Source organism: Paenibacillus donghaensis (genome assembly GCF_002192415.1).
GTDB lineage: Bacteria > Bacillota > Bacilli > Paenibacillales > Paenibacillaceae > Paenibacillus_AQ > Paenibacillus_AQ donghaensis.
This window is the reverse complement of sequence record NZ_CP021780.1, coordinates 6,688,551-6,704,438: the sequence shown is the minus strand read 5'-3', so window position 1 is coordinate 6,704,438 and position 15,888 is coordinate 6,688,551. Positions and strand designations below refer to the sequence as shown.

The 15,888-nt window shown below is 53.0% G+C and carries 15 protein-coding genes and 1 riboswitch; of the genes, 12 read left to right on the top strand and 3 right to left on the bottom strand.

What is annotated here, in order from left to right:
• Window positions 1-2: 2 nt before the first annotated feature.
• On the bottom strand, window positions 3-1,238 hold the full coding sequence (locus B9T62_RS30335; RefSeq protein ID WP_087918667.1) for an MFS transporter: 1,236 nt from the start codon (window positions 1,236-1,238) through the stop codon (window positions 3-5).
• 132 nt (window positions 1,239-1,370) lie between these two features.
• On the opposite strand from B9T62_RS30335, the gene B9T62_RS30330 reads away from it, so the two are divergent.
• Both B9T62_RS30330 and B9T62_RS30325 read left to right on the top strand, forming a co-directional pair.
• On the top strand, window positions 1,371-1,778 hold the full coding sequence (locus tag B9T62_RS30330) for a winged helix-turn-helix transcriptional regulator (protein WP_087918666.1): 408 nt from the start codon (window positions 1,371-1,373) through the stop codon (window positions 1,776-1,778).
• Window positions 1,779-1,911: 133 nt separating this feature from the next.
• Window positions 1,912-2,070 (top strand): S-layer homology domain-containing protein, encoded by a 159-nt coding sequence (locus tag B9T62_RS30325; RefSeq protein ID WP_087920487.1) that lies wholly within the window; start codon window positions 1,912-1,914, stop codon window positions 2,068-2,070.
• A 243-nt stretch (window positions 2,071-2,313) separates the two neighbouring features.
• Here the strand turns inward: B9T62_RS30325 and B9T62_RS30320 are convergent, their stop codons facing one another.
• Both B9T62_RS30320 and B9T62_RS30315 read right to left on the bottom strand, forming a co-directional pair.
• Window positions 2,314-3,489 carry an ATP-binding response regulator gene (locus tag B9T62_RS30320; protein WP_087918665.1) on the bottom strand — a complete coding sequence of 392 codons (1,176 nt, stop codon included), beginning with the start codon at window positions 3,487-3,489 and terminating at the stop codon, window positions 2,314-2,316.
• 46 nt (window positions 3,490-3,535) lie between these two features.
• A complete protein-coding gene (locus B9T62_RS30315; protein ID WP_245864143.1) occupies window positions 3,536-5,467 on the bottom strand; it encodes a response regulator in 1,932 nt (643 codons plus the stop codon).
• Between the two features lie 377 nt (window positions 5,468-5,844).
• Here B9T62_RS30315 and tnpB point away from each other — a divergent pair, with 377 nt between their 5' ends.
• From tnpB to B9T62_RS30265, 10 genes are all read left to right on the top strand, one after another.
• Window positions 5,845-6,924, top strand: a complete 1,080-nt coding sequence (gene tnpB, locus B9T62_RS30310; RefSeq protein ID WP_087918664.1) for an IS200/IS605 family element RNA-guided endonuclease TnpB — start codon at window positions 5,845-5,847, stop codon at window positions 6,922-6,924.
• A gap of 218 nt (window positions 6,925-7,142) precedes the next feature.
• A riboswitch (purine riboswitch) is annotated at window positions 7,143-7,246 on the top strand.
• Window positions 7,247-7,420: 174 nt separating this feature from the next.
• Window positions 7,421-8,035, top strand: a complete 615-nt coding sequence (locus tag B9T62_RS30305) for a xanthine phosphoribosyltransferase (RefSeq protein WP_087918663.1) — start codon at window positions 7,421-7,423, stop codon at window positions 8,033-8,035.
• On the top strand, window positions 8,029-9,351 hold the full coding sequence (locus tag B9T62_RS30300) for a nucleobase:cation symporter-2 family protein (RefSeq protein WP_087918662.1): 1,323 nt from the start codon (window positions 8,029-8,031) through the stop codon (window positions 9,349-9,351). Before B9T62_RS30305 ends, B9T62_RS30300 begins: the two co-directional genes overlap by 7 nt.
• A 379-nt stretch (window positions 9,352-9,730) precedes the next feature.
• Window positions 9,731-11,074 carry an MFS transporter gene (locus B9T62_RS30295; RefSeq protein WP_087918661.1) on the top strand — a complete coding sequence of 448 codons (1,344 nt, stop codon included), beginning with the start codon at window positions 9,731-9,733 and terminating at the stop codon, window positions 11,072-11,074.
• A 60-nt stretch (window positions 11,075-11,134) separates the two neighbouring features.
• Window positions 11,135-11,350, top strand: a complete 216-nt coding sequence (locus tag B9T62_RS30290; RefSeq protein WP_087918660.1) for a hypothetical protein — start codon at window positions 11,135-11,137, stop codon at window positions 11,348-11,350.
• Window positions 11,351-11,376: 26 nt separating this feature from the next.
• Window positions 11,377-12,078, top strand: coding sequence for a hypothetical protein (locus B9T62_RS30285; RefSeq protein WP_087918659.1), 702 nt, complete (start codon window positions 11,377-11,379; stop codon window positions 12,076-12,078).
• Window positions 12,075-13,277: a glutathionylspermidine synthase family protein gene (locus B9T62_RS30280; protein WP_087918658.1), complete on the top strand. Its 1,203-nt coding sequence runs from the start codon at window positions 12,075-12,077 to the stop codon at window positions 13,275-13,277. Before B9T62_RS30285 ends, B9T62_RS30280 begins: the two co-directional genes overlap by 4 nt.
• A 6-nt stretch (window positions 13,278-13,283) precedes the next feature.
• Window positions 13,284-13,943, top strand: coding sequence for a hypothetical protein (locus tag B9T62_RS30275; RefSeq protein WP_211296532.1), 660 nt, complete (start codon window positions 13,284-13,286; stop codon window positions 13,941-13,943).
• Entirely contained in the window at window positions 13,940-14,332 is a 393-nt protein-coding gene (locus B9T62_RS30270) for a DUF350 domain-containing protein (protein WP_087918656.1), read from the top strand. Before B9T62_RS30275 ends, B9T62_RS30270 begins: the two co-directional genes overlap by 4 nt.
• A gap of 29 nt (window positions 14,333-14,361) precedes the next feature.
• Entirely contained in the window at window positions 14,362-15,375 is a 1,014-nt protein-coding gene (locus tag B9T62_RS30265; RefSeq protein ID WP_087918655.1) for a potassium channel family protein, read from the top strand.
• Window positions 15,376-15,888 lie beyond the last annotated feature (513 nt).

Below are 15,888 nucleotides of genomic sequence, written 5' to 3'. Positions count from 1 at the left end.
GATTATTTAGCAATGGAAGCCAGTCCGCCGGCTTGTGCTGTTTCGGAATGAAGCCGGCGCTGGTCCTTCTGCTCGAGCGCCCTGCTCCATGCGGTCAAGAGGACCGCGCCGGCGACCATGATACCGCCCACCCAGGCAGTATGGATCAATCCCAGCCGCTCGGCAACGCCGCCGCCAAGGTAGGCGCCTATGGCGATACCTGCGTTAAAGGCTGCAATATTAACTGCAGAGGCGGTATCTTTGGCTCCCGGCGCATACCGCTCGGCAAGCATGAGCACATAGATCTGCAGACCGGACACATTCATGAAGGCCAGCAAGCCCATGAAGAAGATCGTGGCCAGCGCTGCTCCTTTGAAGGGAGCGGTGAAAGCGAATATAAACAGCACTACGGCTTGCAGGGCAAACATGTAGAGCAAGGCTCTCAGCGGATTGCGGTTGGCGACCTTGCCGCCGATCACATTGCCGATGGCAATGGCAATTCCGTACACAAGCAGGATGGCGGCGACGGTGCTCTCCTGAAACCCGCTTACCTCATGCAGCAGCGGAGACAGATAAGTGAAGACCACGAAGGTGCCGCCATAGCCCAGCGCCGTGATGGCAAAAGCCAGCAGCAGCCGCCCATGGGTGACCAGCTTGATCTGCTCGCTGAGCGGTGTGCGTGTTCCCCGGCGCAGGCCGGACGGCACCAGCAGCAAATTGGCGATCAGCGCCACCACTCCGATGGCGGCAATCGCCAGGAAAGCAGCGCGCCAGCCCAACTGCTGCCCGAGATAGGTTCCCAGCGGAACCCCGGTGACGGTGGCTACGGTCAGGCCGGTGAACATGATCGAGATGGCGCTGGCCCTGCGGTTCTCGGGGACGAGATCTGCCGCAAGGGTGGACGCAATCGACATGAACAGGCCGTGGGACAAGGCGGACACCACACGTGCCGCCAGCAGGATTGCCACGCTGTCTGCAGCGGCGGCGAGGCTGTTGCCCGCGATAAACACCAGCATAATCAGCAGCAGCAATGTTCTGCGTGAGATTGTGGTGGTGAGAGAGGTTAGGACGGGAGCGCCGAAGGTTACCCCCAGGGCGTACAAGGTAACGGTCAATCCGGCTGTCGCCACGGATATGTTCAGGTCATCAGAGATCAGGGGCAGCAGCCCCACACTGATAAACTCGGTTGTTCCTATTGCGAACGCGCTGATTGCGAGTGCCAGCAGCGCAAGGGTACTTCTTTTATGATCCAAGGACATGTTTTCCACTCCTATGCTATGGTAATTCCCGGCCGGTAAGTGCTATTATGAAGCACAAGGGAAATTAAGAACAGTACGTACTTTTTAGTACTATAGGTACCAAAAAGTACCCATAGACTGGAGTGAAATGAGATGAGCAAAAAATATAATATTTCTGTGGAAGCCACACTGGAGGTCATCGGAGGGAAGTGGAAATGTGTGATTCTATGCCATCTGACCCATGGCAAGCTGCGTACCAGTGACCTGAAACGGCATATGCCGCATATCACGCAGAAGATGCTCACCCAACAGCTCAGGGAGCTGGAGCAGGACGGGATTGTGAACCGGATCAGCTATAACCAGGTGCCGCCCAAGGTGGAATATGAGCTGAGTGAATACGGCCGCAGCCTGGAATCTATACTGAATTCTTTATGCGCCTGGGGCGAGATGCATATTATTAAGGAATATGGCGACAAAGCTGCTGTGCTGGAGGACAATGTACTGAACAATCTGAATCCGGCTGTACCTGTGTCCCCAGCTAACATCGAGTCTGTAAGGTGAGTGGCCGTTTGCTGCAACCTTTACCTGTTTATTCCGTCAGGGTGGTAGAAGAAGCTAATATTTCAGATTCAACTACTCCAGAAGAGGTGAACAGGCTGATAGCGACCAGCTCGAGAACGGTCGCGACGGCAGCATTCAGCTGGCGATTTCCACCAAGATTGCCAGCCTGGATGAGCAGGGCAACTTCCATCCGGCCGAGGACATCACCCGCGCCGAAGCGGCCGTGATGCTCTATAACGCCCTGGAATATATCGAAGCCCATCCGGCACCGGCCGGTGGGTACCCGGAGTAAGCAAGGGTATCCCGCATTGTTGTGCCGTACGGCTGAACTCACACAAACCAGCCCTTTCGTTTCCCGCCTAAGGATACGAAAGGGCTGGTTTGTGTGTAAATATAAGAATTTATAGGTTTCACGCTATCCATAATCCTTCTATTTCTCGCAGAAACGGATACCTGAAAGCGATACGTAGTATCGCTGCTTCGGAAGCATACGCTTTTTTAAGGGCAGCGAAGGTGTTTTTACTTGATGGGCAGTTTAATCCGGCTGTCCCTGCTGCACCTGAATGGTAAATACAAACACCGCTCCCTGCGCAATATCCGGTTCCGCATAGATGGTGCCTCCCATTAAATCGACCAGCATTTTGCAGATAGAGAGGCCCAGCCCGGTGCCGCCAAACTTGCGGTTCATGGTGGAACCGATCTGGGTGAAGGGCTGGAACAGATAATTCATCTTGTCGGCCGGGATGCCAATGCCGGTATCCTCGACCCTGAACTGCAGATGCAAGCTGCCGCTGACCGGCTGGATCTGTTTGACCGTTACCTTCACGCCACCGGCGGAGGTGAACTTGATGGCATTGCCGATCAGGTTGTTCAATACCTGCCGCAGCCGGTTCGGATCACCGACCAGCAGAGAAGGGATGGCCGGATCAATATAGGTTTCCAGACTCAGGCTGCGCTCTTTGGCGAGCGCTCTGAACAGATCTACAGTCTCCTTCAGACAGGAGCCCAGATCAAACAGCTCGTAGTCCAGCTCCATTTTGCCCGATTCAATCTTCGTAAAGTCTAGGATATGGTTAATTACCGACAGCAGGGCATGTCCGCTCGTATGGATGATTTCGGCCATCTCCTGGTCATCCTCCTGCAGATTTGAAGATCTAAGCACGTCGGACATGGCGAGAATGCCATTGAGCGGGGTGCGGATCTCATGGCTCATCATAGCGAGAAATCCGCTCTTAATCTGCAGTGCAACCTCGGCCGTTTCCTTAAGCTCGGTGAGCACCTGGTTGGCAGCCTCAAGCTCCTGAGATTTGATCTGCAGCTCTTTGCGGGCCTGATAGAGCCGGACGAAGCCATCGATTTTGCTCTTGAGCACCGTAGGGTGAAACGGTTTGGTCAGGAAATCAATCGCGCCGGCCGAATAAGCCATCATATAATTCTCCAGCTCAGAGGTGAGCGCCGTCAGGAAAATAATCGGAATATCTCCTGATTTCTTGCGCATTTTAATCCGTTTGGCGGTCTCAAAGCCGTTCATGTCAGGCATCAGCACATCCATAATAATGAGGGCAACCTCATTCTCCAGCAGGCATTTCAAGGCTTCCATCCCGGAGCTGGCTCCGATCAGATGATAAGGTGTATCTGCAAGCAGCGCCTGGATCGACAAGAACTCGTCCGGCCGGTCATCGACCAATAAAATATGAACTGGATATTCCATAATTCCTCCCGCAGCAAATAAGTTAAACATATTAGATCTGAGAAAATCACTTAATTAACCAGGCTTTAAGTACAGAAACGAGCTGCGTGGTGTTAATTGGTTTGGAAATATAATCGGATGCCCCGGCCTGAAGGCACTTGAGCCGGTCTTCCTCCAGCGCCCTGGCGGTGAGCGCAATAATAACGAGCCGATCAAACTGCGGAGCTGCCCGGATATGCTCCATCGTCTCATAGCCATCCATCTCCGGCATCATAATATCCATAAACACCAGTTCTACTTCAGGATGCTCATGCAGATGACTCAGCGCCTCCTTGCCGTTCTGGGCGAAGCTAATATTCATATTATACCCTTCAAGCACACTGGATAGTGCATAGATATTACGCATATCATCGTCTACAAGCAGAATGCTCCGTCCTTCAAAAGCGGCCTCCGGGTTATGCAGCTTCTCAATCAACCGCTGCTTGTCCGGCGGGAGATCGGCATGCCTGCGGTGCAGGTAGAGCGCAGTCTCATCATAGAGACGCTCCATCGATTTCACATTCTTGATCACGATGCTCTCGGCATAATGCCGCAGCCGCTGCTCATCCCCTTTGCTGAGCTCTTTGCCTGTGTAGATGATAACGGGCAAGGCCTGCAGCTTGCGGTTGGTCTTGACCTGCTCCAGCAGATCGAAGCCGCTTATATCGGAGAGGCCCAGATCGAGCACCATACAGTCAAAATAATGGCTTGCCAGCTGCTCCATGGCTTCCCGTCCGGTGCCAACCGCTACAACTCTGACATCCGGGTGGGCGATGAATTCCACAAGACTGCTGCGCAGGTCTTTGTTGTCCTCCACAATCAGCAGGCTCTTGATTGGCCGCCTGATGTAGGTCTCGATCTGCAGGAAGGAAGCCTCCAGCTCAGCCTGGTCACTCGGCTTCTTCCAGAAGGCCAGTGCGCCCATCGCGAAACTCTGCTGATTCTCCTCGGCTGTAGAGATTACATGCACCGGAATGTGGCGCAGCTCCGGCCGGCTCTTCAGGCGGCTGATAATCGACCAGCCGTCCAGTACAGGCAGATGCAGGTCCAGCAGGATGGCCGTGGGCTTGTAGGCATGGGCCAGCGCCAGTCCCTGATCTCCCTGAAAGGCCACGATGGCCTTGAAGCCGCGGCTGCGGGCCAGCTTCAGCAGGATGGCCGCGAATTCGGCATCATCTTCAATAATCAACAGCAGGGAATCGTCGGGCTGCAGGTCGGCCCGGTCGTCCTCCATCTCCGAGAACTGCAGCAGCTTCGGATTGGAGATGGAGATGTCGGGAATGAAGGACTCCCGGAAGGCTGGATTATCCTTGCCGGGATGGCCCGGCGCTGCTGATTCTGTGCTTGCCGAAGCAGCCGCTGCAAGATGGGCGTCGGCATCCGGTTCAACCGCCGGAATAAGCAGGGAGAAGGTGCTGCCCTTGCCTTCTGCGGACTCCACCTCGATGCGTCCGCCCAGCAGCGAGGCCAGCTCGCGGCAGATCGTCAGGCCCAGACCCGTGCCGCCATATTTGCGGCTGGTCGTTCCGTCAGCCTGCTGGAAGGCTTCGAAGATGCTCTCCAGCTTGGAGTCGGGGATGCCGATTCCGGTGTCGCTGACAGAGAAGATGATGTCCGCACCGGCGGTACGGATGGATAAGGACACGGAGCCTTGCGCCGGGGTGAATTTCAGCGCATTGGACAGCAGATTGTTCAGGATCTGCTGAAGCCTGTGGCCATCGGTCATGATATTGTCGGGCAGCCTGTTGTCCGTGTGAACATCGAAATGAAGCTCTTTCTTCAAGGCAGGCTGCTCAAAGTGGCGGAACAGATGATTGCTGATATCCTGCAAGGAAACCGGCTCCAGCACAGCGCTCATCTTGCCTACCTCCAGCTTGGCCAGATCGAGAATTTCATCGATCAGCTGCAGCAGGTCTTTGCCTGCCGAGAAGATGGTGTGCACATATTCCAGCTGCTTCACGCCCAGGTTGCCTTCCTTATTCTCAGCAAGAATCTGGGAGACCAGAAGGCAGGCAGTATGCCCGCAGCGCCCAGAGCGGCAACCAGTATGGACGAAATACCCTCTAGATATAAGAAGGAGATCAATATTATACATGCCATCAGCAGGGTCGATATCCCCGCTGTGAGCTTTATTTGTTGTTTCAATGTCATGCTCTACCACCTTTGCTAGTGTAGGAAACTATCGTATATTTAACCGCTAGTTGTCAGAATTCCCCCACTTCTAAAGTGGTGGGATGAATGTCAACGGTCTTTCTAATTCAAAGGAAATCAACTTCCATGAATACGAACATTTGTGCTATAATGGATTCGTAAATTCCTGGAAAGGAGTTGCGTAGCATGTTAGTACTCCAAGCGTATAAGTACCGCATCTATCCAAACCCTGAGCAACAACAATATCTAGCCAAGGTGTTCGGATGTGTCCGTTTTATCTACAACAAAATGCTTGCGGATAAGATCGAACACTATCAACAAACGGAGAAAATGCTCCGTAATACACCTGCCAGGTACAAGAAAGCATTCCCGTGGCTGAAAGAAGTGGACAGCCTTGCATTAGCGAACGTCCAGCTCAACCTGGAGAAAGCCTATACGCATTTTTTTCGGGATAAGAACGTTGGTTTTCCTACATTCAAAAGCAAGAAGACGAACAACAACAGCTTCACAACGAACAATCAGAACGGTACGATAGCCATTGAAGATGGAACGATCAAAATTCCGAAATTAAAGACAAGAATCCGAATCAAGGTGCATCGTCCATTCACGGGGCGAATCAAATCCTGCACCATCTCCAAGACTCCATCGGGTACCTATTTTGCTTCCGTTTTGGTTGAAACAGAACGAACGCCATTGCCGAAAGCCGACAAGAAGATTGGCGTGGATCTAGGACTGAAAAACTTTGCGATAACTTCGGGTGGTGAAGTGATCGCTAATCCTAAGCATCTTCGTACATCTGAACAACGATTAGCCAAGCTGCAAAAGAACTTGTCGAGAAAGAAGAAAGGAAGCCATAACAGAAATAAGGCAAGGCTGAAGGTAGCCAAGCTTCATGAAAAAATAACGAATCAGCGTAAAGACTTCTTGCACAAAACGTCAACCCAAATGATACGCGATAACCAAGTGATCGTGATGGAAGACTTGCGTGTAAAGAACATGATGCAGAATCACAAATTAGCTAAAGCCATTTCAGAAGTATCGTGGAGCCTGTTTCGAGCGATGCTCGAATATAAGGCAAAGTGGTACGGGAGAACCTTGATGATAGCACCCAAACACTTGGCAAGTAGCCAACTATGTTCCTGCTGCGGCTACAAAAACGCAGAAGTGAAGAACCTTGCTGTACGTGAATGGACTTGTCCTGAATGTGGTGCCCCACACGATAGAGATGTAAACGCAGCTAAAAACCTACTAAAATTAGCCATATAAGATGGCAACGATTGGGCTAGGAACTAGCCTATAAGCTTGGGTAAACTTGGAGCAGTAGCTCTATTGACCAAGAAGCACCCACCTCTTAGGTGGCGTGTAGTTCACTTATACGGGCAATAAAGTGCAGACGATAGAGGAAACAAAGGGAAACCTGCAGGTATGCTGAACTTTTTGCTTGAAAGGAATGTACAGAGCGTGTAAGATATACAAAGGTTTTCAACTGTTTATACTTTAAAACTCATATAATCTTGGGAATATGGCCCATAAGTTTCTACCGGATAACCACTGAAATTATCCGACTATGAGTGAAATAGCGCATCTAGGGTTCCGTTTTTTTGCTGACGTGAAGAAGGACTGGTCCAAGCGATGCGGACACTGCACAGTGTTACACCACCCAGGGACAAAAACCCAGAAGGACAGATTCACTTGAGAGAAGCCGCTCAAGGAATCTGTCCTTTTTTGTTGTTCACATGAAGAAGGAGCGATCAAGATTACGATGAAACAACTTCAAGAACGAATTAGACAGGAAGGCCTGATCCTATCGGATACAGTGCTGAAGGTGGATTCCTTCCTGAATCATCAGGTGGACACGGAGCTGGCCCTGCAGATTGGACAGGAGTTTAAGGCCATATTCGGGCACCAGCCGATCACGAAGGTTCTGACGATTGAGGCCAGTGGGATCCAGTTTGCCATGGCCGCCGGCATTGCACTCGGAGTTCCGTTCATCTATGCCAAGAAAAAGAAGGCGGTAACCCTTGCGGAAGCCGTGTATTCGGCGCCGGTGCATTCGTTTACAAGGCAGGAAGATTATCTGATCAGTATTTCGCAGAAATATCTCGGGCCGGAGGACAAGGTACTGATCGTGGATGATTTCCTGGCAACGGGAGCTGCGCTTGTCGGACTGGTGGATATCGTGAAGCAGGCTGGCGCCGAGCTGCTGGGGGTAGGGTGTGTGATTGAAAAAAGCTTCCAGGAAGGGCGCAGCCTGCTGGAGAGCCAAGGCATTTCCGTTCATTCGCTGGCCCGGATCGCCTCGATGTCTCCGGGAGAGATTCATTTTATAGAGAACAGTCAAACCTTAGAACCAGTAAAGGAGAGTGCGGGATGTTAAGCAAGCAGAAGATATTCACTTTAGGGCTTCAGCATGTGCTGGCCATGTATGCCGGAGCGGTTATTGTACCGCTGATCGTAGGAGGAGCGCTGGGACTGAACGGCACGCAGATGGCCTACCTTATCGCAGCCGATCTGTTCACCTGCGGTTTGGCAACCCTGCTGCAGATTATGGGCACCAAGTATTTCGGCAGCCGCCTTCCGGTCATTCTCGGCTGTACCTTTACTGCCGTCGGTCCGATTATTGCGATAGCCTCCGCCCACAACCTGGCGACCGCCTATGGAGCCATTATCATCTCTGGTCTGTTCGTGGTATTGGCGGCTCCACTGTACGGGAAGCTGCTGAAGTTCTTCCCAACGGTGGTTACCGGTTCCGTGGTAACCATCATCGGACTGTCCCTGATTCCCGTGGCTATGAACAATGTTGCGGGTGGTGAAGGCAGCCCTGACTTCGGAGAACCCCGCAATCTGCTGCTGGCCCTGATTACCCTGCTGGTTATCCTGGCTGTCAACCGCCTGGCGACAGGATTCCTGCGTTCCGTGTCCGTGCTGGTAGGGCTGCTTGTAGGAACCGCCATCGGCTACGGCATGGGTATCGTGAATTTCGCTGCCGTAAGCGATGCCTCGTGGCTGAGCATTGCCAAGCCGTTTTATTTCGGCTGGCCGCAGTTCAGCCTCACTGCTATCCTCACAATGATTATCGTGAACATTGTCAGCATGGTGGAGTCTACGGGCGTTTATTTTGCCGTAGGCCGTGCAATTGATCAGAAGGTGGAGCAGAAGCAGATTGTAAACGGACTGCGCTCGGAAGGACTGGCCATTATGCTGGGCGGGATATTTAACGCCTTTCCTTATACCGCCTTCTCCCAGAATGTTGGATTGATTTCGCTGACCCGTGTGAAGACACGCAATGTTATTTTTGCCGCCGGGGGAATTATGATTGTGCTTGGTCTGCTGCCTAAGCTGGCTACCTTGACTACGGTCGTGCCGAACGCAGTGCTGGGCGGCGCCATGATCGTGATGTTCGGTTCCGTCGCTGCTTCCGGCATGTCGATCCTCTCCGAGGTAGACCTGCGCAAGGACAGCAATCTGCTGATCGCCGCCTGCAGTATCGCTGTCGGCCTTGGCTCGGCTACCCTGCCGTCCATGTTCGACCAGCTGCCGGAATTCGCCCGGATGCTGCTGCAGAACGGCATCGTCTCCGGCTCAATTACGGCCATTGTGCTTAATATCTGCCTCTCCAGAGGGCCGGAGAATGCAGCCGCTCCCGCTGCTGCGCCTGCCGCTGTCCCTGTAGTTGCTTCAGAAGCACAATAGCCTCACAGCTGGCCAAGCACCTTCTATGAGATGCTTCACACCCCGGCTGATCGCCGAGGCTATTGCCGATTACTGGATGACACGGGAAGGACGTACTGGCGCAACTTCATAAACAGAACCAACTAACCCGCAGGCATTTATCCTGACGGGTTAGTTAAAATAGAAGGTTACTACTGGAGATGAATGGACTGGAGGCGGCAGAGCATATTATAGAACTGGACCGCAATATCCGTATTGTCTATATCACGGCAGCAGCTTGAACAGCAGACCGCCGCCGCTGCCTCCATCTATTCCATCTATTCCAATTGCCAAACTAATTGCAGAGGCATAGAATTAATAGATGGGTATATAGATAAAGTAATAGATGGGATGAAGTAGAATGAACGATAGAGCAGTAATGCCGTTATGGACCTTTTGCCTGTTTATCGTGGTGATGAACACCACGATGTTTAATGTGTCACTTCCCACAATTATTCACGATCTGGACATTTCCGCCGATCTGGGTTCGTGGGTAATTTCTAGCTATTCGATAGGTTATGCCTTATCGACAGTGATTTACAGCAGGCTGTCGGATACCGTGCCGATCCGCAAGCTGCTTATGGTGGGTCTGATGACTCTTGGCTTGTCTTCTCTGTTTGGACTGTTTGCCCACAATTTTGTTATGCTGCTGATTACAAGAATTGTCCAGTCGGCCGGCGCAGGAGCGATGGCTGGCCTGGGCCTTGTGCTGGCCAGCCGTTATGTGCCGCGGGAGAGACGGGCCGGAGCCATCTCGATGATCTCGGCGGGCAGCGCGATGGCGTTCGGTCTAGGCCCTATTGTGGGCGGGGTCATCAGCCAGTATTTCGGCTGGAATGGATTATTCGGCATTACCTGTCTGGTGCTGATCGTCTTGCCAGTGCTGCTGCGGCTGCTGCCTGCAGAACAGCCGAAGCCCTCCACCTTCGATCTGCTCGGTGCGGCGCTGACGGTTGTGAACGCAGCCAGCCTTCTGGTAGCCGTTACGACCCAGTCGCTGATCTGGCTGGCGGTCAGCGTGATCTCCTTCGCTCTTCATGCCTGGCAACTGAAGCGGGCGAAGGATTCGTTCATCAATCCGCTGCTGCTGAGAATGCCCGGCTACCTGAAGCTGGTCGCCATCGGATTCTGTATTCTGGTGCTCAACTTGGGCAATTTATTCCTGATGCCGCTCGCGCTCGCCAATCTGTTCGGCAAGTCAGCGCTCGTAATCGGACTTTTTATAGCGCCGGGGGCGATTTTTTCGGCTTTTATGACCCGCTATGTCGGGCGCTGGATCAACCGTTACGGTAGCCTGCGCTTCCTGTTGATCGGGCATGGGCTGCTTGCTGCCGTGATGGCGGTGTATGCGCTGGATCTGGCCGCCTCACCGTTTGTACTGCTGATCGGCTATTTATGCTTCTCTCCGGCATTCTCGGCCACCATGGCCTCGCTCAACAATGAAGCCACATCGGTGCTTCCGCGGGAATGGATTGGCTCCGGGATGGGGCTGCTGCAGCTGGTTCAGTTCTTTGGAGGTTCGGTTTCGGTGGCGTTTTGCGGGCTGCTGCTGCATGCCCAGCGTGATCTGGCGCCTGCCAGGGCCTACCAGCATATCTACGGCTTGCTGCTGGTGATATGTCTCTGTTCTCTTGGCGTGCTGCTGCTCTACAGCCGTTCCAAAGCGAAGCATACCGCTGGTTCATCGGCCCAAGTTCAGGGATGAAACGAAAATTCTCCAAATCCGTATCACAAGGAGAACATAGAGGAGAAAGGATGGGTAATAATGGACAACGGGCTAAGCGTGATCCTGTTTGAGAAGATGCCGGAAGGAGAGCTGCGTGTCATTGAAGAGCGTGTCTGGAGTATGAATATGGTTGCTGCTCTGGAGCATGTGAATTATCTGGTGGTGAGCGGCAAGGAATACGAGACGGTGGAGGGTCGGCTGAACGTGGACGAAGGGAAGCTGGAGCTGCTGCTGGTGCCGATGCGCACTGAATAATCAGATCAGGAAAGGAGGACCTCACGTTGTCTAGAGACAAGGAAAAAGATGAGAATGCCAAGCAGCCGGGTGGATCCAGACTGTTCAATGCGGACGGCAAGCCGATCCGTGTGCTGTCAACGTCGCTTGGCATAGCGCTGCTGGCCAATGCGATGTTTATTCCCGGAGGTACGGCCGCAAGCGCCAGTTCGTCCGGTGAGGAGCCGCAGCTGGTATCATGGTCCACGGAAGAGGTTAAAGCTTATTTTGACAAAAATGTAGACTGGAACATTCCTTATCCCGAGCAGGAAGAGGTCGTGGAGGAAGGACAGGGTGCCGTCACCTCGGGCGGAACAACGGTAGTCAACAATTACGGAGGCTATAATTCCGGGTTCGGCTGGGATGATCTGCTGCTGTACCACATGCTCTTCAACAGCGGCTCCAACTACTCTTCGCGGGGCTGGTACAATGATCGGCCGACGTATTATGGAGGAACGCGGACCACTTACAAACCGCCGGCCTACAGCAGCGAGAAGTTCCAGAATAAGAAGGTTCCCGGGTCAGTGGTTAAGCCGAAGACCTCCACTTCCTCTACCGGGTCAATTACACGAAGAGGCTCTACCTCGAAAACAGGGGGCATTGGCGGCAATTCGAGCGGACTGGGTTCCAGCAAAAACTCGAAATCGTCCTCCGGGTCAAAATCCTCCTCGCGTTCCGGCTCCAGCAAGAGCGGCGGTTTCGGCGGATGACCGGCAGCTACTCTGTATTTGAGCTGCTGGACCAGTCCTCGCGGGAGCGTGCTCCCCGGGTAGCGGAGCTGCATAAGCTGGGCTTCACCTGGGCAGATCTGGAGGATGAAGAGTATTGGCTGGATGCCATCGCGGTGATGCGCAGAGAGACTTATCAGGAGCTGGAGCAGGCGGCCGTGAAGTTATGGACCATTCTGGATAAGGCTGTGCGGTATGTGCATGGCAGACATGATCTGTACGATCTGCTCGGAATCCCTGATGTACTATGGGAGATGCTGGATACATCGCCGCTTCCCGAACCCGGACGGATCAGCCGGTATGCGAGATTTGATTTTGCCGTATCGGATCAGGGGGTAATCAAGCTGCTGGAGCTGAATGCGGATACACCAACGGGTTATGTGGAGGCTTCGATCGCTACTCCTTGGATCTGCAAGGAGGCCGGTATCGACAGCCCTAACACCGCCATGAAGGAACTGCTGGCGGCAGCCTGGCAGGAGGAACGTCCGGACACGGCAGCCTGTGTTGCCTACGGCACCCATCTTGAGGATTCCGGCACCATTGAAGCGCTGGTCCGCCACAGCGGGCTTGATATTCAGTGTGTGGATTGCCTGGATCTATGGATTGATAACGGAATTGTAAAGGACGGGCAGGACCGTGTTATTAAGCGGATGTTTGCGCTCTACCCGAAGGAGTGGATGGCCGTAGACGAGGGCGGAGATGCGCTTGCCTATGCTGTGGAGAAGGGGCATCTTCAACTGTTCAACGGTCCGCACAGCATTCTGCTGCAGTCCAAGGGACTGATTGCTGCCGTCTGGGGCATGTATGAGCTGGGCCTGCTATTTGACCCAGTGGAACGTGAGGCGATTGAGCGGTATATTTTGCCTACATACAACAAACCCGTATTCTCCGGCAATTTTGTGTCCAAATCGGTGTTTGGCCGTGAAGGCGGCTCTGTCCGTCTCTTCGATGACAGCGGCCGGCTGGAGCTTGAGGATGAAGACGGCTTCGACGGCAGTGTGATGTTCCCGACGGTATATCAAAAAAGGGCGGAAATGGCCCGCATCATGCGGCCGGAAGGCGAGCTTCACCTGCTGACAGGATTATTCGTACTGAACGGCAAGCCTTGCGGGCTGCTGGGCCGCGCCGGTGGACCGATCACAGGCAATACCAGTCATTTTATCGCGCTAGGAGTGAGATAATTGGAGATGAACAACGGTAGAAAAGAGCGCAGCGCAGGAGCGCGGCCACCCCGGCTGATAGCTGGCTTGTGTCTGCTGCTCCTGTCGGTGCTGCTGCTGAGTGCCTGCTCCGGGAAAGCGGACAGCGTGTTCAGCACACAGCCGGCAGAAACGTCGGACAGCGTATCCCGTGTCCCTTGGGATTACCGGGTGGTGGAGAGTACGGTGGGCGATCTGATCGGCAGCGATATGACCGTGCTGCCGGATAACGAGCTGCTGCCCAATGACGGCAATTATGCAACAGGAGACAAGATCTGGACCCTGCAGTTTATGGATGCTGAGCTGACAACAGATGCGGAGCAGCGCAATGAGATCCGCTTGTCCTCCTGGTCGACGATCAAATCGTATGCAGATCAGAAGACTGCTGCCAACGATCTGACCAACCTGAAGGTGTCGATTACCACCGATGTGGATCTGGTAGGCGTATACAAGACTAAATATAACGACAAGACACGGAACTTCGCCGTGCTTGAGCTGCCTTCCGGTAACCGGATCAAGCAGCCGATTGACGATAAGCGCTACACCGCACTGGAGAAGGCCAAAACAGCTTCCGTAGTGCTGGAGGAAGTCCATGATTTTGCCGATTATGATTCGGCTTATGCTAAATTTCGGGGGTGGGCAAAGTGACAATTGTTGTGAATCTGGCGGTAAGCATACTTGTAATTATTGTGCTGCAGCTGCTCGGTATGTTCATCTTCAGTCTGATGACGCCATTTAAGGATATGGAGGAGCTGAAGCAGGGAAATGTAGCAGTAGCCCTCGCTCTGGGCGGCAAGTTTCTGGCTACGGCCATTATTCTTGGTGTAGCGGCCTATACGAATACCTCCATCTGGTTCATGATGCTCTGGTTCGCTGTAGGGTATCTGTGCTTGGTGGCGGCCTACTGGATTTTTGAGCTGGTAACTCCCGGATTCACCATTTCCGAGCATCTGCAGAAGGGCAATGTCGCTGTGGGCGCCTTTCTCTGCCTGGTATTTATCGGAACGGCCTTTGCCGTCAGCAGTCTGATTATTTAATTGTCCGAAAGAGTGACGGGGGTGGGGCAGTGCATTTCTTCCTGAAGCTATCCACCAGAATGATGCGTATGCGCAAGCGGTCGATCGGACTGGTAATTCTGGGTTTTATTGTGCTGAGCGCGAGCGTTGCCTTTCTGCTGGAGCCGGATACCTTTCATAATTGGTTTAACGCCTTCTACTGGGTTATGACTACAATGGCTACGGTCGGGTATGGCGATTATTTCGCGGCAACGCCTGTAGGCAAGCTGTTCACCATGTTCCTCTATATTTTTGGCATCGGGCTGCTCAGCTTGGTGATTGGCAAGGTGATTGATTCAATTTCAGAGCTGCAGCGAAGAAGGGGGGCGGGAACGTTGACTTTCCGTGGCAAGGGTCATGTTGTATTGATTAACTGGAGCAAAAAAACACAGTCTGCCGTAGAAGAAGTGCTCTGCTACATACCTTCCTGCCAGATTGTCATTATTGATGAGACCGGACGGCATCCGCTGGAGCAGCTGGAGCAGGTCCATTTCATCAGCGGAGATGCCTCCAGCGACGAGGTCCTGCAGCAGGCCAACATTGCTGAAGCCAGGGCGGCGATTGTGTTTGGAGACACGCGGATTGACGAAGCTTCGCTGATCGACGGCAAATCGCTTTTAATTGCCTCCAGCATTGAACGTATGGCCCCGCAGGTGCATACTACCGTGGAAATTATGCTGGAGAAGAATATCAAGAACTTCCGGCATGTGCATGTCAACGAGTTCGTGTTGTCCCATGATGCCATCTCCCGGCTGGCTGTCCGCTCTGCGCTGCAGGAAGGCAACTCTGAGGTGATTACCCAGCTGCTAAGCCGTCAGCATGGCGATGATATCTATGAAATTCCGCTGGAGCGGAGCTGGAAGACCTATGGAGATGCTTTTCAGCAGCTGCTGCTGCAGGGGGCGACACTGTTGTCGGACCGTAATGATCTGGGGATCAACCGCAAGCTGGATCAGCCGATCCCGGCGGATGCACGCCTCTACATCGTGGCGGATGAAGCAACGTATCGGCGGATTAAGGGGTAAGCTAGGCTAAGCTAAGTATTACTTCGAACAGGAGCGGTTAGCGGAGGTCTCGGACAGAGGCTCTGGCTACCCGCTCTTTTTGTTGTCTGAATCATAACTTGAACTTTAGGTAGCCCACTCTACTGCGTCTCCCCATGGCCGCTATTTCCTGATTCCTGCGGTGTTTTTAATTCTTGCGGACTGTATAGCCGCTATATCGTCAAAACAGGCTCCAAACAGAGGGGTTTCGCTGGGATAAGGGCTCCTCAGTCCGTTAAACCTGCAAAACCGCATTTTTGCGGCAAATAGGGGCTCCTGAGTCCGCAATCGTCCGAAAGTTAAGCGCTGGTTATTGGCGACGGTCTTCATTGGTTAACTTTGAAAGGGGCCTAAAGAGTAGCCCTAAATCAACCAAATACTGAATAAACTATGGGCTATCTGAATACGGTGAGAATCTAAAGTTGATTTTGTATAAAAAAGTAAAAAAGTCACCGAATAATCATATTCATAGTAAACTTTGTGATTTATTTTACC